The organism is Thomasclavelia ramosa DSM 1402 (genome assembly GCF_014131695.1).
Classification (GTDB): domain Bacteria; phylum Bacillota_I; class Bacilli_A; order Erysipelotrichales; family Coprobacillaceae; genus Thomasclavelia; species Thomasclavelia ramosa.
In genome coordinates this window covers 1,540,223-1,564,084 of sequence record NZ_CP036346.1, presented here as the reverse complement: position 1 = coordinate 1,564,084, position 23,862 = coordinate 1,540,223, and the positions used below count along the sequence as shown (strand labels likewise).

Genomic DNA, 23,862 nt, shown 5'->3' with positions numbered 1-23,862 from the left:
ACTATCCTCCAATTTTTACATTTCCATCAATCATTACAAAATCAACATTAATTTCTTCATCAAACATAATAATGTCCGCTGTTTTGTTAACTGCAATTTCCCCTAAATCAATTAAATTCAAATTTTTAGCAGGATTATAACTAGCTAAATTAACAGCTTCATTAATTGATAAACCTAAATGTTGATATGCATTCTTTACTGCATTATTCATTGCTAAAATACTACCAGCTAAAGTCCCATCTTCTAAACGAGCTGAATTATCTTTAACAAATACAGCCTGATTACCTAATTTATATTGACCATCTTCTAAACCAGAAGCTTCAATAGAATCAGTGATTAAAATCACTTTATCTAAACCTTTAGCCCTTAAAAGCACTTTTGCAGCTGGATAGCTGACATGAATTCCATCTAAAATCAATTCCGCATAAACTTCATCATGTTCCATGATAGCTCCTACTACTCCTGGATTTCGATGTGTTAATGGTGTCATTGCATTATAAGTATGAGTACCTGAAGTTGCTCCAGCTTTAATTCCAACAACTGCTTCGTCATAAGTTGCATTAGTGTGCCCAATACTTACAACCACACCTTCTTTGACTAAATACTCGATTAACTTATCAGAATCCTTTAATTCTGGTGCTAAACTTAATTTTTTTACAATTTTACCATATTCACCAACTAAACTGCTATAATTTTCAGCTGTAGGTTTGATCATAAACTCTTCAGGTTGAGCTCCTTTATATTTTGTATTAAAAAATGGACCTTCCATGTGTACTCCTAGGATTTTACTTCCTCCAACTTTATCCATGTTATCTCCAACATTTTTAATAGCCGCATAAGTATCTTCTTTAGACATCGTCATCGTTGTAGGTAAAATTCCTGTTACACCTGTTTTTACGGCAGTACTTGTAATTGTATCAAGATCTTCAAAAGTGTTATACATTGTATCACTGCCACCACGCCCATGAGTATGAACATCAATAAATCCTGGTGACACATATCTACCTTTTGCATCAATTACTGTTTCATCATCAGGTTGACGATTAGAAATCTCAGTAATCTTTGTATTTTCTACATATACATTTGCATCTACTACTTGATTTTTTAAAATAACTTTCCCGTTTGTTATACAGTATTTCATTTCTTTTAGTCCTCCTATATCTATATAGTATTATAGCACAATTCTATCTAGATGAAACAAATAAGACTCAAATAAAAAGAAGGTGATTTATTGTAGTCCCATTATTTAGGTATTTCAAATGGTGGAGTTCATTTTATTATGGTTAAACTCACAAGATAACAAAAAAATATTGTGTATAAAAAATTTTTGAAAAGAATAAATTCCACAGTCAATATTAAAAAAGAAATTGTTTAGATAATTCACCAATGAAGAATTCCGTTGGAAAAATGAAATTTTTTATGGTTATGAATATACTTTTAGATCGTTATATAATTTAAAGATTGCAATAGAAGAATGTATAAAACAATACTATACTCAAAAAAATAACAACAAAATTAAAAGGATCAACTCCTGTGCAATACAGGATCAATCCTTATTAATAGCATAACTAAATTAGTGTCCAAGAAATTGGCTTCACTTCAATTTGACCTTCTTTTGAATTATTTATCATGATGATTTAAATCATCAATAATTTTTTCGATTTTATTACCATACTCTAAAGAGGTATCGTTAACAAAAATCAGTTCTGGTACTTTACGAATTGTAAGACGTTTAGCTAATAAAGAACGAATAAATCCTTTAGAACGATTTAATGCTTCCATTCCTTTGCGCGTATCAAAGTCTTTTCCTAAGAAAGTCACATATACTTTAGCAATTGATAGATCAGTAGTCGTATCAACTGCAGTAATAGTACAAAAACCTATCTTAGGATCACGTACTTCAACTTGAATGATTTGTGATAACTCGCGTTGAATAATACCATTCATCTTATCCTTTTTAAGAATCATTTAATTCACCTACTTAACTTCGACTTCTTCCATGATATATCCTTCGACAATATCGCCTTCTTTAATATCATTGAAGTTTTCAATACTTAAACCACATTCAAATCCCGCTGCAACTTCTTTAGCATCATCCTGGAAACGTTTTAATGAACCTAATTTTCCTTCATATACAACAACACTATCACGAAGTAAACGGATTCCACAATTACGGCGAATAAAACCATCTGTTACATAACATCCAGCAATATTTCCAACTTTAGAAACTTTAATTACCTGACGAATTTCTGCTTGACCTGTAACAACCTCTTTAATTTCTGGAGCAAGCATACCTTTCATCGCGGTTTCAATCTCTTCAACCATTTTATAGATGATATTGTGTAAACGAATCTCAATTCCTTCTTCTTCAGCCTTTTGACGTACTTTTGCATTTGGACGAACATTAAAACCATAAATAATTGCTTGTGAAGCAGATGCTAATAGAACATCAGATTCTGAAATTCCTCCAGCTGTAGAACGAATAACATTTACTCTTACACCATCAACATCAATTTTTTCTAATGAAGCTTTAACTGCTTCAGCAGTACCTTGGACATCAGCTTTAACAATAATGTTTAAGTCAATCATTTCGCCCTCTTTGATTTGAGAGTATAAATCATCTAATGATAAGGCAGCTCCTGAACTACGCTCTTTATCTTGTTTCGCTTTTAATCGTGTTTCACCAACACTACGAGCTTGTTTTTCGTTTTCAAAAGCCATAAACTTATCACCAGCAACTGGAACGTCATTTAAACCCGTAATTTCAACTGGAGTAGCGGGAAGTGCTTCTTTAATAATTTTTCCACGATCATCAAGCATTTGACGAACACGTCCAAATGATGTTCCAACTACAATTGGATCTCCCGCTCTTAAAGTACCATTTTCAACAAGTAACGTTGCAACTGGTCCACGCCCCTTATCTAGTTTACCTTCAACTACACTGCCATATGCATAACGATTAGGATTTGCTTTTAAATCTGCTAATTCTGCAACAACAGTTAAAGTTTCTAGCAATTCTTCAATTCCAATTCTTTTTTTAGCAGAAATTTCACAGTATACTGTATCTCCACCCCAACCTTCAGGAAGCAGACCATGCTCAGCCATTTCTCCTTTGATTCTTTCAGGATCGGCACCTTCTTTATCAATTTTATTAATCGCAACGACAATTGGTACACCTGCTGCTTTTGCATGATCAATTGCCTCTTTTGTTTGTGGCATAACACCATCATCAGCTGCTACTACAATAATAACAATATCAGTTACTTGAGCTCCACGAGCACGCATAGCAGTAAATGCTTCATGGCCCGGTGTATCTAAGAAAGTAACTTTTTTTCCATTAACTTCAACTTGATAAGCACCGATATGTTGTGTAATCCCACCAAATTCACCTTCTACAACCGCAGACTTTCTGATTGTATCTAACAATGTAGTTTTACCATGATCAACATGTCCCATAATTGTAACTACTGGACAACGAGGCTGTAAATCCTTCTCATCATCCTGAATATCAATTTCCTCAAAATTCACTTCACTAACTTCAACATGTTTTTCGACTTCAAAACCATATTCAAGACAAATTAATTCTACTTGCTCATCATTTAAAGATGAATTAATAGTTACCATCGTTCCTAATAGAAACAATACTTTAATAACATTGGCAGGCGTTTGTCCAATTTTATCAGCTAATTGACCAACAGTAATACCTTCTTCATAAACAATGACACCATCTTTAGCAACTATTTCTTCTTTTTTGGTCGGAAAATTAGACTTTAATTGTTTCTTTCTTGGCGCACCTTTTTTATTTTTTGTTTGTTTATTTTGTTTTGCCATATGTTCACCCTCCTATCTTTTCTTTTAATATTTTAGCAAATCCAGTATCCTGGATACCAAGTGCTACTCGATTTTTTTTACCGATTGCACTGGATAGTTCATCAATAGTACAAGCTATAACATACTCAACTTTATAACTTGTACATTTATCGGTGATCTTTTTTTTAGTATTGTCACTAGCGTCGCTAGCAATAATAACAAATTCTACTTCGTTATTTCTAATCTTTGTGATTAAAGTTTCACCAGTAATGATTTTTCGAGCTCGCGCAGCCAAGCCAAGTGTATTTAAATAATTATTCATCCGCAAATTTTTCCAGTTCTACGAAAATTTCTTCAGGAATTTCAACCTGCAAAGCCCGAGCTAAAACTTTTTTCTTTTTTGCTAACACGAACGCTTCATGACTACGTTTCAGATAAGCTCCTCGTCCATTCATCTTACCAGTTGGATCGACAGCTACTTGACCTTCTTTATTACGTACGATTCTGATTAATTGTTGTTTTGGCAACTGTTCACCCGTTGCTAAACATTTTCTTAAAGGGATTTTTCGCAATTTAATCACTCCTTAATCTTTATCATAGTATTCATCATATTCATCGTAATCGATTTCTTCATCATATTTACTATATTCATCATCTAAATCTTCAAAATCTTCGTATTCAATAACCTTTTTCGATTGAGTAGGTTCTTCTTCAACCTCAACAACTTCTTCTTCGATTTCTGGTTCTTCTGCAACTTCAACAGCTTCTTCCACAACAGCTTCCTCAACTGCTTCATCTAACATTTCTTGAGCAAACTCTTCTTCAAAACTAGCATCAACAGGTGATGATTCTTCTGTATTATTAACTGTTTGAAGATCAATTAAACCAAGTTCAACAGCCTCACTAACAGATTTAATATCAATCTTCCAACCTGTTAAACGTACTGCTAAACGAGCGTTTTGACCACGCTTACCGATAGCTAAAGATAATTGATCATCTGGTACAACTACTAAAGCACTGTGATTTTCTTCATTAATAGATACCCACTTAACATCAGATGGACTCAAGGCATTAGAAATAAAGACAACCGGATCACTACTCCATAAAATAATATCAATCATCTCACCATTTAACTCATCAACTACATTTTTAACTCGACTTCCCTTTGGTCCAACACAAGAGCCAATTGGATCAATATTTTCATTACTAGTATAAACAGCAACCTTACTTCTTTCACCTGGTTCCCGTGAAACTGCTTTGATTTCAACTGTTCCATCGTATACTTCAGGTACTTCTAATTCAAATAATCTCTTAACAAAACTCGGCTCTGTCCGGCTAACAACAATATGAGTTCCTTTAGTTCCACGATCAACATCGCTAACATACACTTTTAAATGTTGACCCTCATTTAATTTTTCACCAGGAATTTGTTGATTAGAAGCTAAGAAAGCTCCTGTTTTACCAATATTTACAATTGCAAATTTATCCTCAACACGATCAACGATACCTGTGATGATATCATCTTTTTTATCTGCAAATTCGTTATAAAGTGTTTCTTTTTCAGTTTCGCGAATCTTTTGTCTAAATAATTGTTTTGTTTGAATAGCTGCCAAACGTCCAATATGTTCGATATCGGCTTCAGTTTCAACAACATCTCCAATTTGATAATTAGGATTGATTGCTTGAGCTTCTTCTAGAGATAATTCAATATCTTCATCATCTAGATCATCAACAACTGTTCGAAGTTCAAATAATCTAAACTTTCCAGTTTTTTCATTAATTTCAACACGGACATTAGCATCAGGGTTTAAATAATTTTTCTTATATGCTTTACCAATAGATTCTTTAAGCATTTCTAAAAAGACATCTTTTTCAATCCCTTTTTCTTCAATTAATAAATTTAGTGCATCCATGAATTTTTTACTTGCCACTTTTTTATCCTCCTAAAATTTCACAGCTAGTCTTATAAATTTAATATTGCTATAGTCAATTTTAATTCTTTTCTTAATATTCTTAACTAAATATTCAAATTCAATCGTTTCATCTTCAATTGTTTTAATAAATCCTTCCACTTCATCCATTCCAGCAGTTGGATTAATGAATTTAGCGTAGACATACTTACCTACTGAAGCTTTAACTTGCTCAAAAGTCTTTAGGGGCTTTTCTACACCTGGTGAAGAAACTTCTAAATAATATTCTCCTTTGATCGGATCTTCTTCATCCATCTTTAAACTAATTGCTTCACTAACTGCTACACATGTGTCCATGTCTAGGGAACCTTCATTTTTTTCAACAAAAATGCGAAGATACCATTCGCCATTTTCCTGAAGGTATTCAATATCATCAAGATATACATCATTATTTTCTAAAATTGGTTTTATCAGTGTTTTAATCGTATCTAAAAGTTCCATTCTTTCACCTCTATTCAATAATAAAGAGTGGGTCACCCCACTCGCTTCTCTATGAAACTAAATAAATAATACCACATTTTTTTAATTATTGCAACTACTTAGAAAAGTGAAAGTTGATTACGCTCCTGCATTCCATTAAAAACCCCCATTTTAGATAGTGTTTTAATATGTGAATTGTTCAACTTTGTTCGTTTAATAACATCTTCTTTAGATAAAAACGGACCATCTGCTCGAGCATCTACAACTGTTTTAGCTACTGATTCACCTAATGCATCAATTGCACTAAACGGTGGAATCAACCCTTTTTCATCGTTTGGATCTAATATAAACTTGCTAGCTTGTGAATACTCTAAACTAACTGGATTAAAATGGAATCCCCGCTCAATCATTTCTAGTGCGATTTCAAAAATATCCCATAATCCTTCATCTTTGTTTGAAGAACTCCGTTCAGCTCTTAACTGCGTTATTTCAGCTCGTCTTGCCATGATAGCATCTTTACCTTGTACAAGTGTTTCAATATCATAAAAATCACATCTCGTTGTAAAATAAACAGCATAATATTCTCGTGGATAATATAATTTCCACCAAGCTACTCGAATTGCAGATAATACATAGGCAGCAGCATGAGCCTTAGGGAACATGTATTTAATTTTTTTACAAGAATCAATATACCACTGCGGTACATTGTATTCTTTCATTAGTTCTTCATATTTTTTTTCTGGAAAAACTACCGGTGACTTACCTTTACGGACACATTCCATGATATCGAAAGCATCCTTGTTTGGCAAACCTTTTTCAATCAAATAAACCATAATATCATCACGACATCCAATTACTTCAGAAAGTGTACAAGTCCCAGATTTAATTAACGTTTCAGCATTTCCTAAATATACATCAGTTCCATGTGATAGCCCCGAGATAATAACTAAATCATTAAATGTTTTAGGTTGGGTTTGATCTAACATTCCACGTACAAATGAGGTACCAAATTCAGGAAGCCCTAAAGCTCCATTTTTGCAACCAATAAAATCAAGATTACATCCTAATGCCTCACTGCTAGTAAACAAACTCATAACTTTTTTATCGTTAGTTGGAATATCCTTAGGATCAACACCTGTCAGATCTTGCAAAAATCGTGTTACAGTCGGATCGACATGGCCTAAAATATCAAATTTCAAAACATTATCATGAATAGCATGGAAATCGAAGTGAGTTGTTTTCCACGCAGCATTTAGATCATCTGCCGGAAATTGATACGGTGTAAAATCAAATACATCCATATCCCCTGGAATAACGATGATCCCACCAGGATGCTGTCCTGTTGTTCTTTTAACACCACCACAGCCGGCTGCGATTCGCTCTAATTCAGCAGAACGAATTGTTTGATCAGTCCCCATTAATTCAGCATATCCTTTTGCATATCCATAAGCTGTTTTTTCTGCTACTGTCGAAATCGTTCCTGCTCTAAAAACATGATCTTCACCAAATATTTCTTTAGTAAAAGCATGTGCATTAGCTTGATATTCACCTGAGAAATTTAAATCAATGTCCGGTACTTTATCAGCGTTAAATCCAAGGAAGGTCTCAAATGGAATATTATGTCCTTCACCCTTCATTATTTTACCGCATTTAGGGCACACTTTATCTTCCAAATCATAGCCATCAGCCACAATTCCTTCTTCTAAAAATTCGCTATGCGAACAATGGAGGCATACATAGTGGGGCGGTAACGGATTTACCTCTGTTATTCCTGACATTGTTGCAACAAATGAAGAACCAACAGATCCCCGAGAACCTACTAGATAGCCATCATCATTTGATTTTTTTACTAATAGATGAGAAATATAGTAAATGACCCCAAAGCCATGCTTGATGATATTACTAAGTTCTTTTTCAAGGCGCTTTTCAACAATTTGCGGTAACGGATTACCATATGTCTTATGCGCAGTATCGTAACAAATCTTCTTTAGATTTTCGTCTGCACCATCTATCTTAGGCGTGAACAATTTATCATGCACTGGTTTGATTTCCTCAACCATATCAGCAATTTTATTTGTATTTGTAACAACATATTCAAATACTTCGTCTTGTGGTAAATAAGGATAACCTTCTAACATTTCATTAGTTGTTCTCAAATATTGGCAGGGATTTTTAGCCTTAGGATTGCGTCGATCACACAGCGGATGAGCACGGTGACCAATTCCAATCGTCGGATTAGAGATAAAAACATCTCTAAAAATTTTATCACGAACTTCTAAAAAGTGAACATCACCAGTTGCTACAATTAATTTATCTAGTTTTTTTGCACAATCAATAATCCGATGTAAAGATTTGATTAACTCATCAGTATCTTGCAATTTTCCACGATCAACTAAGTGATAGTAGTCCTCAAGTGGTTGAATTTCAATATAGTCATAAAATTCCATGGCCCGTTCTAATTTTTCATCAGATAAGTTCAGAGCCGCCTCAAAAACATCACCGTTATAGCAACTGCTGCCATATAATAAGCCTTCTCGATAATGTTCTAAACGTTCTTTAGGAATTCTTGATCCATTATGAAAATATTTAGTATTTGCTTCACTAACCAATTTAAACATATTTTTTAAACCAGCTTTATTTAACGCCAATGCGGTCATATGATAAGGATAAACAATTTTATAAACATCATCCCCTGTTAATTCACACAAGTCTAAAAGATTATATTTACCGCTTTGCATAATTTGATGTAACATCATGTTAAAAACATCACCTAATACTTCAGCATCATAATCAGCACGGTGAGCCACTTCATCATCATAATTTACTCGATAACTGCGGCACACATTCCCCAATCGATACGATTTCATCGGTTTCAAAATTGCTCGTGCTAAAGCCAATGAATCGATAATTGGGTTCGTAATTTCAGGCATATTATTTCGCCGTAAATTCTCATTTAAAAATCCAATATCAAAATTAGCATTATGAGCGACTAAAATACAATCATCAAAAAATTCTATAATTCTAGGCAATAATGCATCAATCGTCGGTTCATTACGTACCATATCATTAGTAATGCTAGTTAAATTAGTGATTCTTGAGGAAATGCTCTTCCCTGGATTCACAAACATTTGCAGTCGATCAATTACTTCTCCATTTTTAATTTTGACAGCTCCAAATTCTGTAATCCCATCGTGAATAACTGATAGACCTGTTGTTTCCAAGTCAAAAGAAACATAGGTTGCATGTTCAATTGAGGTATCTATTTCGTTATAAACAATATTCAAAATCGGTTCGATCATATTGAATTCAACACCATAGATCATTTTAATTCCTGCTTTTCCAGCTGCCATTTGAGCTTCAGGAAAAGATTGGACATTACCATGATCAGTTACAGCAATTGCTTTATGTCCCCAGCTTGCTACAGCGTTAATATATTGGGTAATTGTTCCAACCCCATCCATCGCTGACATTTTTGAATGTGTATGTAATTCCACTCTTTTTGCTTCACTAGTATCTTTACGTGGTGCTGGGCTCTTAATCACTTCAACCTCGCGAGCCATCATAACTGTTTCGCGTGCAAAGCTATCAAAACGGGCTTCACCTCGAACTTTTACCCAAACTCCGCCTTTACCGATAACTTTTAATTCTTCTAACGAGTTATTAGAATTGTTTTCAAAACGTTTAACAATAATTGAATCAGTATAATCTGTAACCCATAAACTTTGAATATGTTTTCCCGCTCTTGTTTTAATCATTTCTGTTTTAAAAACAAAGCCTTTTATTACAATATTATTATCCATTGTCTGATTAGTAATCTCTTCAATTTTCATATCGATTGCTGCATTTTTTTGACGATAATTATTCTTATAATTATTTTGTTCTGACGCCGGTTTATCTGGCTTTTGGATTAAAGAAAGGTCAATTTCAACTGGTTCATAAGCTTCCATCTCTTCTTTAATATCTTTAAATACATCGTTTTCTTCATCAATATAAAAATCAAAATTTTTATCGATACCTACATCATTGAACATATCTTCAATTTGTGCTCTTAACTGACGTAATTGTTCTAACTGAATTTCATTACATGTTTCTACTCTAATAACTTTATCTTCGATTTTAAAACTTTCAACTGTTAAAGTAGCACAAACAGGATAATCTTTTTTTAATTTTTCTAAAAGGTATCCGGTATATAATAATAATTCATTTTGATTAAAAAATTCAGTTTCATAACTAATTTTATATTTAGTAGGATAAGGAAAATTATCGCGGTTATTTATTAATAATTGATACTCCTCAAATGGCAAAATCTGATTAAACACTAAGTGAAAAGTATAACTATTATCTCTCGCTACAACAACTTTACTGATTTTTCCTTCTTTTAAAATATTAGCTTGGCTTTCAATCTTTAAATTTTTTAATAATATTAATAATTTATTTTCCATCAAATCATCCTTCATTATTCTTATCAATATAACACTCAAACATTATAGCATAAAAAAGGGAAAATTAATTCCCTTTATCCAAATATTCTAGAAATATCATTAAAGGTTACAAAGATCATTAGACCAAAAACAAGGGCTAATCCAGCAATTTGTAAACCATATTTAACCTTTAACGGTAATTCACGCCCGATTACTCTTTCAACCACAGCAAAGATAACTTGACAACCGTCTAAACCAGGAATAGGCAATAAATTGAACATTCCAATATTAGTCGATAATAAAGCTAGCAATGTTAATAATTGACTAATTGATCCTGTTTCAGTAATTTGAGCCGTTACGTTGTAAATTCCCGCTGGTCCTGACAATTGTCCAATTGTATTAGCGGAGTCTGTAAATAGCTTACCTAATGTTGTAAAAATCAACAGCGCCATCTCTACAAATTTAGTTACCCCATAATTAATAGCTTCAAAAAAGCTTAAATTTCTTGTTGCTGGAGTCAAACCCATTGTGTATGAATTAGAATCACTATTATATTTTGCATTAACTTCTTTAGTAATTGTTTTACCATCACGGACCAATTCAACTTGCAACATTATTGTAGCACTTTTTGATTTAAGATTATCATTATTCAACACTTCACGAATGTCTGCAAAAGATGCAATAATATTTTCATGACCATCATAAGTAATTTTAGAAATAGTATCTCCCGCCTCAAGGCCTGCAATCATTGCGGGACTGTCCGAAGTAACTTTCCCGATTTCAGGTGTATTAGTTTGAACATCTATTACACAATAAACACCAATTAAAATTACTAATGATAGAACAAAATTCATAAAGACTCCGGCTAAAAAAACAACACACTTTTTCCAGCAGCTAATGCCCTTTAAAGTACGCTCAATTGGAACATCTTTAAATTCCTCAATATCATTATCAGCCTCTCCAGCCATTGATACAAAACCACCAATTGGTAAAGCTCTGATTTCATATTCTGTCTCACCTTTTTTGCGCGAAAATATCTTTGGTCCCATCCCAATTGAAAATTCACTACAATAAACCCCAAACGATTTAGCCGTAATAAAATGTCCTAACTCATGGATCAGCACAACGATTCCAAGAATCAAAATAAAAACGACAATATTAATTAATGTCTGCATTAATCTTCTCCTATCTCTTTTAAAACAAAGTTTCGAGCCCAAGCATCGATTTCAATCAACTGTTCAAGTGTTGGATTTTTGACTAACTGATGTTTATTCAATGCTTTCTCAACTAAATTTTCAATTTCAAGAAACTCAATTTTACCATTTCTAAATAGCTCATTTGCTTGTTCATTTGCACCATTTAACACACACGGCATACTTCCACCACTTTTGCCGGCTTGATAAGCTAAAGCTAATGCTCTAAAACGTTCAAAATCTGGCTTTTTAAATGTTAATGATGCAATCTTTGCTAAATCAAGACTTTCACCACCAATTAAATAATCACGTTCTGGATAAGTTAAAGCATATTGAATTGGTAACCGCATATCTGGATTGCCTAATTGTCCGATAATTGAAGTATCCACAAATTCAACCATCGAATGAATGATGCTTTCAGGATGAATTAAAACTTCAATTTGATCATAATCCACGTCAAATAACCATTTTGCTTCCATTACTTCCAACCCTTTGTTAAATAAAGTTGCAGAATCAATTGTAATTTTAGCTCCCATTGACCAATTCGGGTGGTTTAATGCTTCTTTAACAGTTACACCTGCTAATTCATCACGTTGCTTATCACGAAAGCTGCCACCACTAGCAGTTAAAATAATCTTCTTAATTTTATTGTGTTCTTCGCCATTTAATGATTGAAAAATAGCAGAGTGTTCACTATCAACCGGTAGAAGTTTGACGCCATATTCTTTTACCAGTTCAGTAATTATATGCCCCGCTACGACTAAAGTTTCCTTATTCGCCAAAGCTATATCTTTTTTTGCTTTAATTGCTTCAATTGTTGGGACTAAACCAGCAAATCCGACAATTGCATTTAATACAATCTCAATCTCTGGTAAAGTTGCAATTTCTATCAATCCACTTTCACCATAAACAACTTTAAGATCAGGATATTTTTCTTGAAGATATAAAGCATCTTCTTTTTTTACCATACAGATATACTCAACATCAATCATTGCTAAAATTTCCTCAACCTTAGCCACATTATACCCTGCTGCCATTGCTGTAATCTTAAACTGTTCAGGATGATTCATTACAACATCAACTGTCTGCATTCCAATTGATCCAGTAACTCCTAATACTGTAATTTTTTTCATTTTATAACCTCACCATTACTAAAAAGAAACTAAAAACTATTGCATTAAATAAAATACTATCAATACGATCTAATATGCCACCATGTCCAGGTAATAAATTAGAGTAATCTTTTACTCCAAAATGACGTTTCACAGCACTAAAAACTAGATCACCAATTTGACTAGTGAAAGTTAAAACGAAAAATGCTGCAATTAAAATCACATTATTTTCTAACAAACCTAAATAACTAGCATACCCAACTGATAGTAAAGTCCCAAGCAGCACCCCACCGATTGATCCTTCTATTGTTTTCTTTGGAGATAATCGAGGAATCAACTTGTGTTTACCAAAAAAAACTCCTGCAAAATATGCGCCTGTATCACTACCGTAAGTAGCTAACGCAAGCAATAAAATATATTGAAAACCATATACATCACGAAGTGACATTAAAGCGTGTAAACCAGCACATATTAGTACCCCCATCGTAAAAATATAACTAGTGCGTTCAATTGTCAAGGTGTCATCAAAAATTGTTGCTCCAAATAAGACAATCAAATAGATTAAGATTCCATAAGAAGCTAAAAATAAATCATCCTGGTCAAATAAAAAACCATAGATAAAAAATCCACAGACGATTGGATATAAATACATTTTTATTTTTGGACGAGTGCATATATGTAACATCTCATACACTGCCAATGCTAGAATCACTCCAATCAAGCCTTTAAAATAATATCCCCCAAATATAACACAAGGAACAGCAACCAGCATCAAACAGATTGCCGTAATAATTCTTTCTTTCATTATTTTAATCCTCCAAAACGACGATCACGATTTTGGTACATCCAAATCGCTTTATCAAGTTCATTTTCATTAAAATCGGGCCATAAAACATCTGTAAAAATAAATTCTGCATATGCTAATTGCCATAACAGGAAATTCGACAAACGTTGTTCCCCGCTAGTTCTAATCATTAAATCAACTTCCGGTAGATCCTTAGTCATCAACTCATCATTAAAGACAGTTTCATTAATTTCATTTACACCTAATTCACCAGCTTTTACTTTCATTGCTAGTTTTTTTGTTGCTTCTAAAATTTCATCACGTCCACCATAAATAAAAGCAAAGCATAATTTTAGACCAGTATTATTTTTAGTCTTATCAATTGCAGAGTTAATAATATCTTGAGTTTCTTTAGGAGCCATTTCTAAATGTCCGATTGTACAGATTTTTACATTATTTTCTATCAGTTCTTTCATATACAATTCAAAGAAATCTTTTGGTAATTTAAAAATATACTGTACCTCTTGCTCTGGTCGTGCAAAATTTTCGGTTGAAAAAGCATATACAGTCATAGCTTTGACTCCTAACTTATTACAATGCAAAGCAACATCTCGAATTGTTTTAGTCCCCTCATGATGTCCATAAGTGCGTGGCATCTTCCTTTTTTTTGCCCAACGACCATTTCCATCCATAATAAAAGCTATATGTTGAGGAATATTATCTTTATCAAGAACATGATAATTAAATTCTTCATTCTTCTTTTTCTTAAAAAACATTTGTCGTCCTCCTGTTTAACTATTCGAGATTATACCATAAATTCATTACAAAAAAAAGCCTAAGCAACATTGCTAGACTTAATCATCCTAGTACATATAAATTATTTATTTAATTTACTACATTAAAATAAGAAAATATACACCTTCATAACGATTATGGTCTTTACAGCTTTTTATAATTCCAGCATCTGATTGCCTGTTCTAATGTCTTTCCTTTGTTATTTTTAAAGAAATCAGAATATATGTATTATATTCAAATTTTTTATCAATTACAGTTTTTGTTGACTTTTTTGCTTCTAAAATCTCATAATATGCTTTAATTGCATCAGATATATTTTACCAGTGTTCGTCTTCAACCATTTTTGAAATGGGACGTTAAAAGAAAAAGTTTTGTCTATTTTTTCTTTAAAGAAAACACGATGTTTTTGTGAACAAACAAAATTTTCTTCAATTTTACTATCTTCTGTTATAATTCCTATTTGACATTTACTTTTATTCGAACTTATCAAATCCGAAATATTACCAGTATCTAAAAAATAACCAATTCTCTCTGTAATTTCCACTTTACCACCACTCATAGGTAATCCATTAACTCGACAAAATGCCACAGGCTCTTCTTTTAAATAATAGTAGCTACGAAATATTTCGCTATCTAAATTTCAATCCGAACATGGTCTTTTATGCATATATTTTCTTCTTTCTAAATAAATTAGATAAAATGGGCGTTTAAAACGCCCATCTAATTATACAGTCATGATATCTTTTTCTTTTACTTTTGCAATTTCATCAATTTCTTTAACAAATTTATCTGTTAATTTTTGAACTCTTTCTTGACCAGCTTTGATTTCGTCTTCACTACCATCTGTTTTCTTAATTTCATCATTACTGTCACGGCGAATATTGCGAATTGACACCTTAGCATTCTCCGCAAATTTCCAAACATTTTTAGCAAACTCTTTACGACGTTCTTCAGTTAAAGCGGGAACCATAATACGAATAATCTCACCATCGTTTTGTGGAGTAAGACCTAAATCCGCTTCATAAATGCCATGTTCAATATCTTTAATACTTGATTTGTCATAAGGTTTAATAACTAATTGACGGCCTTCTACTACCGAAATACCAGCAATTTGATTCACTGGAGTTGGTGAACCATAATAGTTAACCATTACTCGATCAAGCATATTAGGATTTGCACGACCAGTTCTAACAGATGATAAATCACGTTGGAAAGATTCAATCGTCTTTGTCATTCTTTCATTTGTATCATCTAAAATCATATTTATCATTTTATTTTCCTCCTGAGATTGTTGTTCCGATATCATCGCCATTACATGCTTTAGCAATGTTTCCGTCTACAGACATATTAAATACACATAAATCAATATTATTGTCTTTACATAAAGTGATAGCTGTTTGATCCATGATTTTTAAATCTTTTTGTAATACATCAAAATACGAAATAGTATCGAAGCGAATTGCATTAGGATCAACTTTTGGATCAGCTGAATAAACTCCGTCTACCCCGTTTTTAGCCATTAGGATAACATCTGCGTTAATTTCTGCAGCTCTCAAAGCAGCTGTTGTATCTGTTGTAAAAAAAGGACTTCCTGTTCCAGCTCCAAATATTACTACTCGCCCCTTTTCTAAGTGACGAATTGCTCGTCTTCTAATATATGGTTCAGCAACTTGACGCATTTCAATCGCTGAAAGAACACGAGTTGGAACGCCAATGGCCTCCAATGCATTTTGAACAGCTAAACCATTCATTACAGTAGCCAGCATTCCCATATAGTCAGCACTTGAACGATCCATTCCCATATCAGCACCAGTTTTACCACGCCATAGGTTCCCGCCGCCACAAACAATTGCAATCTCAACTCCTAAATCTTTGGCATCTTTAATTTGACGAGCGATATCTGCTACTGTATGAGCGTTGATACCAGTTTTATCATCTCCAGCCAATGCTTCACCACTTAATTTCAATAATACCCGATTATACTTCATATTAATCTCCTTATTTATATTTTATAAAAAAAGATTTATGCTTAAATTCGCACATCATTATCAGCTAATAATGATTACTTTTTCCTCTAAAAAATTTATCATATTTTCGTCGTTTAGTCAAGGTACATTCCTAGTCGAATGACGCTTATCCAAAGAAAAAACACTATCTAATGATAGTGTTTTAAAAGTTATTATTTTGCGTTCATTTGAGCAGCAACTTCTTCAGCAAAGTTTTCTTCTTTCTTTTCGATACCTTCACCAACTTGGAATCTAACCATATTGATTACTTTACCTTCACCTAAGAATTTAGCTACAGTTTCATCCGGATTTTTAATGAATTCTTGATCAACTAAGCACATTTCTTTTAAGTTTTTATTTAATCTACCTTCAACCATTTTTTCAATAATATTTTCTGGTTTAGGTTTAGCAGCTGCTGCGTTTTCTTCCATTGCTTGAGCTTTTAATACAGATAATTCATGATCTAAAACTTCAGCAGGAATTGCAGTTCTATCAATATATTTAGGATCAGAAGCAGCAACATGCATAGCCACGTCACGAGCCTTATCTTCAGTAGAATTAGCAACTTTAACAATTGCAGTCATTTTTCCACCCATATGAGAATAAGCACCAAATACTTCGTCAGCAGTTTTAGTTAAAACTTCGAATCTTCTGAAACTTAATTTTTCTCCAATTTTACCGCTAGCTTCAGCGATAACAGTTTCTAATTTTTTACCATCTACTTCAGTGTTTAATGCAGCTTCTAAATCAACAGGTTTATTAGCAGCAACAACTTCAGCGATATTTTTAACTAACCCTTGGAATTCAGCGTTCTTAGCAACGAAGTCAGTTTCTGAGTTAACTTCAACAATTGCAGCAGTATCCCCATCTAATACGAAAGCAGTTAAACCTTCAGCAGCGATACGATCAGCTTTTTTAGCAGCTTTTGCGATTCCTTTTTCTCTTAACCAGTCAAATGATTTTTCGATGTCACCATCACAAGCTTCCAAAGCTTTTTTACAATCCATCATTCCAGCACCAGTTTTTTCACGTAATTCTTTTACTAAACTTGCAGTAATTGCCATTTTAATTTTCTCCTTTATTTGTTTTTTTTATTAAAAAGGGAAAAGCTTTGCTTTCCCTTATTTTACAGAATTATTTTCCTTCAGTTCCAGCTGTGTTATCTTTATTTGGTCTAGGAGCATTATTTCTTCTAGGATTAGGTCTTCCACCTTTATTTCTAGGTGCTCTTCTTTGATTATTTTCAACTGAAGTGATTGCATCGTTCATAGATACTTCTTTATCATCTTCATCTTTAACATATGCTACAGTTAATGGTTCATTTTTAGCTTCACAAATTGCATCAGCCATTGCAGCAACAATTAATTTTACTGCTCTAATTGCATCATCATTAGCTGGGATTACATAATCAACTTCATCAGGATCACAGTTAGTATCAACGATACCGAATACAGGGATACCTAAGATTTTAGCTTCTGCTACAGCATTATGTTCAGCTTTAGGATCTACTACGAATAAAGCATTTGGTAATCTTCTCATTTCTTTGATACCACCTAAGTTCTTTTCTAACTTAGCAGCTTCTTTTTTAAGTAAGATTACTTCTTTTTTAGGCAATAAATCAAAAGTACCATCAGCTTCCATTTTTTCTAATTCAATTAATCTTCTAATTCTTTTTTGAATTGTTTTGAAGTTTGTTAAAGTTCCTCCTAACCAACGAGAGTTAACATAGAAACTTTCTGAACGAATAGCTTCTTCTTTAACAGCTTCTTGAGCTTGTTTTTTAGTACCAACAAATAATACTTTTCCACCTTTAGCAGCGATTTCATTCATTGCTTTATAAGCATCATCGATTTTTTTAGATGATTTTTGCAAATCAATAATATAAATCCCGTTTCTTGATGTGAAAATGTATGGAGCCATTTTTGGATTCCATCTTTTTGTTTGATGTCCAAAATGAACACCTACTTCTAATAATTTTTTCATTGAAATTACTGACATTGTAACTTCCTCCTTTTGTTTTTTTCCTCCATTATTTCGAACATTTATCACCTTACGGCACTAGATAAATGAATTCATAATGTGTGTATTTTTCATACCTGAAACATTTTATCATAGATTTTTCAATCATACAAGCATATTTTTCATCATTTTAACTTGAATTATTCAATATTTCGTGGATGTGCTTTTAAATATACCTCTTTTAAATGATCTCTTGAAATATGTGTATAAATTTGAGTGGTTGATAAGTTTTCATGACCTAACAACTCCTGAACAGTTCTAATATCTGCTCCTGCATTTAATAAATGTGTAGCAAAGGAATGTCGAATTGTATGAGGATGAATTTTTTTGGTTGAATCATAAAGTCGCATTATTCGATCTACTATGTTTTCTACTCCTCGGTTAGTTAGAGGATTACCGAATTTATTAACAAAGACGAAATTATGCCCCTCATTTTTTATCATTAAATTTTCACGAGCTTCTTGTATGTATTTAATCAACCATTCTCCAGCATAATCATGAAATGGAACATAACGATCTTTATTCCCTTTTCCATGAATAAATAATACCATTTGATTAAAATCTATATTTGAAAGTTGTAAATTTACAACCTCTGAACACCGCAAGCCTGATGCATACATTAATTCCATCATCGCTTTATTACGAATTCCCAGATCATCTTTTGTTTCAATACTATCTAATAGTCCTAGGATTTCTTCAGGAAAAAGAAAATCCGGATTACGCTTTGCAACTTTTTGGGATTCAATCAGCAAAAAAGGATTATCATTTATTAACTCTTCTTTTAATAAATAGTTAAAAAAACTTCTTAACGCACTGAGTTTATGATTAATTGTTGTTTTAGAAAGATTTTTTTCATATAGCTTAGTAAGATATCCACGTAGCATTGCATAACTCACATCATTATAATCATCAATAGATTCTTCAATAAGAAATTGTTTGAAATGATCGATCTGACGCTTATACGATTCTATTGTTTTATCAGCATAGTGACGCTGATATTGTAAATAATCAAGATATTGTCGGAAATATTTATCCAAGGTTGTTTTCATCAACAAATCCCTTCATTGTTTCCAACGCTCTTGATGCATAAGCAGCTTTACGTTCTTTTTTCTTGATTCGTATTGGAAAATCTGGCAAAATTCCAAAATTAGCTTTCATTGGTTGAAAATCTTCTTTCGAGGCATTAGTTATATAATTAGCCAACGCTCCCATAACAGTATTCTCCGGAAAAATCAAAGGCTCTTTATCTTCTAATAACCGGACCATGTTTATTCCGGCAGCCATACCACTTTGAGCAGATTCTACATATCCTTCTACTCCAGTAATTTGACCTGCCATAAATATATTAGAATAATTTTTTAACTGGTATGTCTTTAATAGATGTTTTGGTGAACAAATAAAACTATTTCGATGCATTACTCCATATCGAACAAAACTTGCATTTTCAAGTCCTGGAATCATTTGAATAATTCTTTTTTGTTCAGGCCAAGTTAGATGTGTTTGAAAACCAACAATGTTATATAAACTTGCTTGGACATTGTCTTGTCTTAACTGCACAACAGCATAAGGGCGCGTCCCATCCGGCGCAGTAAGTCCAACTGGTTTCATCGGTCCAAATAACAACGTTTGTTTTCCACGGCGAGCCATTTCTTCAAAAGGCATACAGCCTTCAAAAAATTTTTCTTCAAAATCTTTAGGTTTAACAACTTCCGCATTGACTAGGGCATCATAAAAAGCATTGAATTGTGCTTCATTCATAGGACAATTAATATATTCATTATCCCCTTTATCGTAGCGAGATTTATAATACGCAATTGCAAAATCAATGCTTTCTTTTGCAATGATTGGTGCTGCTGCATCAAAAAAATAAAAATAATCTTCCCCTAACTTTTCTTTAATTGCTGTTGCAAGAGCATCACTTGTCAAAGGACCAGATGCGATAATTGTGTAACCTGCAGGAAATTCTTTTGCCTCTTCATGAATTACTTCAATCAAGGGATGACTCTGAATGTACTCCGTTATCGCTTGAGAAAAATTATTACGGTCAACTGCAAGTGATCCTCCCGCTGGGACTTGATGTTTTCTAGCATATTTAATAATGAGACTATCCATCATTTCCATCTCTGCCTTTAAAACACCGACCGCATTTCCAGTCCCATCAGCACGAAGTGAATTAGAGCAAACCAGTTCTGCAAAATTACCGCTATGATGAGCTGGGGTCATCTTTTTAGGACGCATTTCATACAGTCGAACTTTATATCCTCTTTTTACTAATTGATGACAGGCTTCCACACCAGCCAGACCTGCTCCAATTACATTTACAATTTTTTCCATTTTATCACCTTTTCTAATTTTATCATTTCTATTTTGAAAACAAAAGTAGAACTTTCGTTCTACTTTATGATTGTCTTACATTTCGGGTAATTTGAACAAGCTTTGAACTCACCCCAACGTCCTTGTTTGATTACAATCGGAGAACCGCAGTTTGGACACTCTTCATCCGTCGTAACAGGTTCTTTTTTCTTGCTGTTTTTAATATACTTACACTCAGGATAATTTGAACATGCTTCAAAACGTCCAAAACGACCATTTTTAAAAATCATCTTACTTCCACACTTAGGACATTCTTCACCCGTATATTCAATCTCTACAGGGTCTTTTTTTACATATTTGCATTCTGGATAATTTTCGCAGGCAACAAAAGTTCCATAACGTCCTTTACGTTCAACTAGATCATGTCCACATTCAGGACATTTTTCTCCAGTTTTCTTCGGTGCAATCACTTCCATTTTATCATATGCATTATCAAGCAACGGTTGAAATAAATCTAAGAACTTTTGTAAAGCGTGAGCATATTCATCTTGCCCTTCAGCAATATCATCAAGCTCATGTTCCATTTTCGCTGTATATTCAACATTGATAATATCATTAAAATATTCTGTTAATCGATCACTTGTCAAGATTCCAGATTCTGTCGGTTTGAAAGCTTTATCAACCAATTCAACATATTGACGAGTTTGAATTGTATCAATAATCATTGCATAAGTACTAGGACGACCAATTCCCAGTTCCTCCATCTCTTTAATTAATTTTGCTTCACTATAACGAGCTGGTGGTTTAGTAAAATGTTGAGTTTTTTCAATGTTTTTACTTAATAACATTTCTTTTTCTTTAAGCTCCGGCAAAATTTCATTACTTTGTTTTTCATAATCGCCGTAAACTCTTAGGTACCCATCAAATTTGATTACTGAACCACTAGTCTTAAACTCATAACCATTATTCATCAATGATACTGAAGTTGCATCAAATTTTGCTGGAGCCATCAATGAAGCCATTGCTCGAGCGTAAATTAATGAATACAATTTTAACTCTTCTGGCTTTAAATATTCTTTTACACTTTCCGGCGTTCTTAATGCACTCGTAGGGCGAATCCCTTCGTGAGCGTCTTGAACATTTTCTTTTTTCTTTCCTACTTTTACTTTTCCAATATACTCTTTACCATATTTTTCACCAATATAATCTTGAGCTGCACTGACAAAGGTATCTGATAAACGAGTTGAGTCAGTACGCATATAAGTAATTAATCCGACTGTCTCATTTTCTAAAGTAATCCCTTCATAAAGCTTTTGAGCAATTGACATTGTTCTTCTCGCTTTAAAACCTAATTTAGAAGATGCTTCTTGTTGTAAAGTCGAAGTAATAAAAGGTGGTTTTGATTCACGCCGTTTAGTCGTTTTTTTGACACTAGCGATTTCAAATTCTTTATTTAAAGCTTCATAAATTGCAGTAGCTTCTTCACCATTTTTTATCTCAATCTTCTTATTATTATATTTAGCTAGTTCACCACTAAATTCAATTTTGTCTTTCTCAAATTCTGCTTTTATTTTCCAATATTCTTCGGGAACAAAAGCTTCAATCTCACGTTCTCTTTCAACAATCAATCTTAACGCAACAGACTGAACACGACCTGCACTTTTAGATTTGATCTTTTTTTGTAGCAGTTTTGAAAGTTTGAATCCAATAATCCGATCTAAAACCCTTCTTGTTTCTTGAGACTTAACTAAATTTTGGTCAATTTTACGAGGATGACTTAGTGCATCAACTACTGCATCCTTTGTAACCTCATTGAAAACAACACGATTTTCTTTATCCATATCGACATTTAATACTTGAGCTAAATGCCATGAAATTGCTTCCCCTTCGCGGTCAGGGTCAGTTGCTAGATAAACATCATCTGATTCTTTTATAAGTTGTTTTAATTCCTTAACAACATCTTTTTTGTCTTTATTTATAACATATTTAGGTTCGAATTGATTTTCAATATCGACACCTAACCCTTCTTTTCCTGAAGTTGCCAAATCCCGAACATGTCCTTTTGACGAAGTGACTACATAATCACTCCCTAAATATTTTTCAATTGTTTTGGATTTTGATGGCGACTCGACAATAACTAATTTTTTGCTCATTTCATTTCCTCCACGCGATTAACACAATTATTAGTGTTTTTTAAAGTTTTGTCAACTAAATTTTTTAAAACTGTTTTTATCCATTAAGAATGTCGCTCACATTTATAACTAATTTAGCACCCTGTTGAATTAAATAATTGCAACCCAAAGCATCGTTGATACGGCTAGGAACACAATATATATCTTTTCCCTGTTCTAGACCGTGCCCGACTGTGATCATCGTACCACTTTGCTGATTTGCTTCAGTTACTAATATAGATTCACTCAATCCTGAAATTATGCGATTTCTTCTTGGAAAATTTATTTTTTGTGGTATAAATTTTCCCGGATACTCACTGATAACTAAATGATGATCTTTTAAAACCTGATACAGCTGTTGATTTCTGTGTGGATAGCAATAATCAATACCACTTCCTAAAACAGCTATTGTTTGACCATTAGCTGTAATTGTACTTTGATGTGCAATCGTATCGATTCCCATTGCCATACCGCTTATAATTGTGTAACCTGCTTCAACCAACTGTGCTGCTAGTGCTGCTGTGCATTCTACGCCATATGTACTAGGATGTCGCTTCCCAATTACACTAATACATTTATTTTTAACCAAAGCTAAGTTACCATAATAAAATAAAACGAATGGCGGACAGGCAATCTCTTTCAAAGCAGTTGGATAATCTGGCGAGATCAAAGTAGTGTAATTGGCTGTAATATCTTTAAACAATTCTTTTTTCAATTTTTCATCTATCTTTTCTTTACACTCTAAAGCTTTTAAAATCGAATCAAAATCACCTGCATATTTTAATGAAAAATATAATAAGATTTCTTCCATATTTTTATCACCTCATTATTATATACTTCATTAAACT

The 23,862-nt window shown here is 33.1% G+C and carries 21 protein-coding genes; all 21 read right to left on the bottom strand.

The features are described 5' to 3' along the window. Position 1: 1 nt before the first annotated feature. The 21 genes from nagA to dprA all read right to left on the bottom strand — a co-directional run bounded on the left by nagA (position 2) and on the right by dprA (position 23,825). Positions 2-1,141, bottom strand: a complete 1,140-nt coding sequence (nagA, locus tag EYR00_RS07405) for an N-acetylglucosamine-6-phosphate deacetylase (RefSeq protein WP_003538250.1) — start codon at positions 1,139-1,141, stop codon at positions 2-4. A 479-nt stretch (positions 1,142-1,620) separates the two neighbouring features. After that, positions 1,621-1,968, bottom strand: a complete 348-nt coding sequence (rbfA, locus tag EYR00_RS07400; RefSeq protein ID WP_003538248.1) for a 30S ribosome-binding factor RbfA — start codon at positions 1,966-1,968, stop codon at positions 1,621-1,623. 9 nt (positions 1,969-1,977) lie between these two features. Further along, positions 1,978-3,831 carry a translation initiation factor IF-2 gene (gene infB / locus EYR00_RS07395; protein WP_003538247.1) on the bottom strand — a complete coding sequence of 618 codons (1,854 nt, stop codon included), beginning with the start codon at positions 3,829-3,831 and terminating at the stop codon, positions 1,978-1,980. 4 nt (positions 3,832-3,835) lie between these two features. Continuing rightward, positions 3,836-4,132 (bottom strand): L7Ae/L30e/S12e/Gadd45 family ribosomal protein, encoded by a 297-nt coding sequence (locus tag EYR00_RS07390; protein ID WP_003538246.1) that lies wholly within the window; start codon positions 4,130-4,132, stop codon positions 3,836-3,838. Further along, on the bottom strand, positions 4,125-4,382 hold the full coding sequence (gene rnpM, locus EYR00_RS07385; protein WP_008791752.1) for an RNase P modulator RnpM: 258 nt from the start codon (positions 4,380-4,382) through the stop codon (positions 4,125-4,127). The genes EYR00_RS07390 and rnpM overlap by 8 nt, the downstream gene beginning before the upstream one ends. A gap of 12 nt (positions 4,383-4,394) precedes the next feature. Next, a complete protein-coding gene (gene nusA / locus EYR00_RS07380) occupies positions 4,395-5,741 on the bottom strand; it encodes a transcription termination factor NusA (protein ID WP_003538243.1) in 1,347 nt (448 codons plus the stop codon). A 12-nt stretch (positions 5,742-5,753) separates the two neighbouring features. Further along, positions 5,754-6,221: a ribosome maturation factor RimP gene (locus tag EYR00_RS07375; protein ID WP_003538242.1), complete on the bottom strand. Its 468-nt coding sequence runs from the start codon at positions 6,219-6,221 to the stop codon at positions 5,754-5,756. 98 nt (positions 6,222-6,319) lie between these two features. Then, positions 6,320-10,642, bottom strand: coding sequence for a PolC-type DNA polymerase III (locus EYR00_RS07370; RefSeq protein ID WP_008791753.1), 4,323 nt, complete (start codon positions 10,640-10,642; stop codon positions 6,320-6,322). Between the two features lie 74 nt (positions 10,643-10,716). After that, the gene (locus EYR00_RS07365) at positions 10,717-11,796 is read right to left on the bottom strand and encodes a M50 family metallopeptidase (protein WP_003538240.1); all 1,080 of its coding nucleotides are present in this window, start codon (positions 11,794-11,796) and stop codon (positions 10,717-10,719) included. Further along, a complete protein-coding gene (locus EYR00_RS07360; protein WP_003538239.1) occupies positions 11,796-12,947 on the bottom strand; it encodes a 1-deoxy-D-xylulose-5-phosphate reductoisomerase in 1,152 nt (383 codons plus the stop codon). The genes EYR00_RS07365 and EYR00_RS07360 overlap by 1 nt, the downstream gene beginning before the upstream one ends. A 1-nt stretch (position 12,948) precedes the next feature. Then, the gene (locus EYR00_RS07355; protein WP_003538238.1) at positions 12,949-13,731 is read right to left on the bottom strand and encodes a phosphatidate cytidylyltransferase; all 783 of its coding nucleotides are present in this window, start codon (positions 13,729-13,731) and stop codon (positions 12,949-12,951) included. Further along, complete coding sequence (locus tag EYR00_RS07350; protein WP_008791755.1) at positions 13,731-14,486, bottom strand: isoprenyl transferase; 756 nt, start codon at positions 14,484-14,486, stop codon at positions 13,731-13,733. Before EYR00_RS07350 ends, EYR00_RS07355 begins: the two co-directional genes overlap by 1 nt. A 296-nt stretch (positions 14,487-14,782) precedes the next feature. Further along, on the bottom strand, positions 14,783-15,094 hold the full coding sequence (locus tag EYR00_RS07345; protein WP_003538235.1) for a DUF6434 domain-containing protein: 312 nt from the start codon (positions 15,092-15,094) through the stop codon (positions 14,783-14,785). Positions 15,095-15,229: 135 nt separating this feature from the next. Further along, on the bottom strand, positions 15,230-15,775 hold the full coding sequence (frr, locus tag EYR00_RS07340) for a ribosome recycling factor (RefSeq protein ID WP_008791757.1): 546 nt from the start codon (positions 15,773-15,775) through the stop codon (positions 15,230-15,232). 1 nt (position 15,776) lies between these two features. Next, positions 15,777-16,493, bottom strand: a complete 717-nt coding sequence (pyrH, locus tag EYR00_RS07335; protein WP_003538233.1) for a UMP kinase — start codon at positions 16,491-16,493, stop codon at positions 15,777-15,779. A gap of 191 nt (positions 16,494-16,684) precedes the next feature. Further along, on the bottom strand, positions 16,685-17,575 hold the full coding sequence (gene tsf, locus EYR00_RS07330; protein ID WP_003538232.1) for a translation elongation factor Ts: 891 nt from the start codon (positions 17,573-17,575) through the stop codon (positions 16,685-16,687). Between the two features lie 70 nt (positions 17,576-17,645). Next, positions 17,646-18,509: a 30S ribosomal protein S2 gene (gene rpsB / locus EYR00_RS07325; protein WP_009300653.1), complete on the bottom strand. Its 864-nt coding sequence runs from the start codon at positions 18,507-18,509 to the stop codon at positions 17,646-17,648. A 161-nt stretch (positions 18,510-18,670) separates the two neighbouring features. After that, positions 18,671-19,579, bottom strand: a complete 909-nt coding sequence (gene xerC / locus EYR00_RS07320) for a tyrosine recombinase XerC (RefSeq protein ID WP_003538230.1) — start codon at positions 19,577-19,579, stop codon at positions 18,671-18,673. Further along, the gene (gene trmFO, locus EYR00_RS07315; protein ID WP_003538228.1) at positions 19,560-20,864 is read right to left on the bottom strand and encodes a methylenetetrahydrofolate--tRNA-(uracil(54)-C(5))-methyltransferase (FADH(2)-oxidizing) TrmFO; all 1,305 of its coding nucleotides are present in this window, start codon (positions 20,862-20,864) and stop codon (positions 19,560-19,562) included. The genes xerC and trmFO overlap by 20 nt, the downstream gene beginning before the upstream one ends. A 59-nt stretch (positions 20,865-20,923) precedes the next feature. Continuing rightward, positions 20,924-22,996 (bottom strand): type I DNA topoisomerase, encoded by a 2,073-nt coding sequence (gene topA, locus EYR00_RS07310; protein WP_003538227.1) that lies wholly within the window; start codon positions 22,994-22,996, stop codon positions 20,924-20,926. Between the two features lie 76 nt (positions 22,997-23,072). Beyond that, positions 23,073-23,825, bottom strand: coding sequence for a DNA-processing protein DprA (gene dprA, locus EYR00_RS07305; protein ID WP_003538226.1), 753 nt, complete (start codon positions 23,823-23,825; stop codon positions 23,073-23,075). Positions 23,826-23,862 lie beyond the last annotated feature (37 nt).

Bases quoted from the DNA above. Each gene is read 5' to 3' on its own strand.
- EYR00_RS07375 (WP_003538242.1), bottom strand. From the start codon at position 6,221: ATGGAACTTTTAGATACGATTAAAACACTGATAAAACCAATTTTAGAA.
- topA (WP_003538227.1), bottom strand. From the start codon at position 22,996: ATGAGCAAAAAATTAGTTATTGTCGAGTCGCCATCAAAATCCAAAACA.
- rbfA (WP_003538248.1), bottom strand. From the start codon at position 1,968: ATGATTCTTAAAAAGGATAAGATGAATGGTATTATTCAACGCGAGTTA.
- trmFO (WP_003538228.1), bottom strand. From the start codon at position 20,864: ATGGAAAAAATTGTAAATGTAATTGGAGCAGGTCTGGCTGGTGTGGAA.
- EYR00_RS07365 (WP_003538240.1), bottom strand. From the start codon at position 11,796: ATGCAGACATTAATTAATATTGTCGTTTTTATTTTGATTCTTGGAATC.
- tsf (WP_003538232.1), bottom strand. From the start codon at position 17,575: ATGGCAATTACTGCAAGTTTAGTAAAAGAATTACGTGAAAAAACTGGT.
- infB (WP_003538247.1), bottom strand. From the start codon at position 3,831: ATGGCAAAACAAAATAAACAAACAAAAAATAAAAAAGGTGCGCCAAGA.
- nagA (WP_003538250.1), bottom strand. From the start codon at position 1,141: ATGAAATACTGTATAACAAACGGGAAAGTTATTTTAAAAAATCAAGTA.
- EYR00_RS07390 (WP_003538246.1), bottom strand. From the start codon at position 4,132: ATGAATAATTATTTAAATACACTTGGCTTGGCTGCGCGAGCTCGAAAA.
- xerC (WP_003538230.1), bottom strand. From the start codon at position 19,579: ATGAAAACAACCTTGGATAAATATTTCCGACAATATCTTGATTATTTA.
- frr (WP_008791757.1), bottom strand. From the start codon at position 15,775: ATGATAAATATGATTTTAGATGATACAAATGAAAGAATGACAAAGACG.
- rpsB (WP_009300653.1), bottom strand. From the start codon at position 18,509: ATGTCAGTAATTTCAATGAAAAAATTATTAGAAGTAGGTGTTCATTTT.
- dprA (WP_003538226.1), bottom strand. From the start codon at position 23,825: ATGGAAGAAATCTTATTATATTTTTCATTAAAATATGCAGGTGATTTT.
- EYR00_RS07355 (WP_003538238.1), bottom strand. From the start codon at position 13,731: ATGAAAGAAAGAATTATTACGGCAATCTGTTTGATGCTGGTTGCTGTT.
- EYR00_RS07370 (WP_008791753.1), bottom strand. From the start codon at position 10,642: ATGGAAAATAAATTATTAATATTATTAAAAAATTTAAAGATTGAAAGC.
- pyrH (WP_003538233.1), bottom strand. From the start codon at position 16,493: ATGAAGTATAATCGGGTATTATTGAAATTAAGTGGTGAAGCATTGGCT.
- EYR00_RS07350 (WP_008791755.1), bottom strand. From the start codon at position 14,486: ATGTTTTTTAAGAAAAAGAAGAATGAAGAATTTAATTATCATGTTCTT.
- EYR00_RS07360 (WP_003538239.1), bottom strand. From the start codon at position 12,947: ATGAAAAAAATTACAGTATTAGGAGTTACTGGATCAATTGGAATGCAG.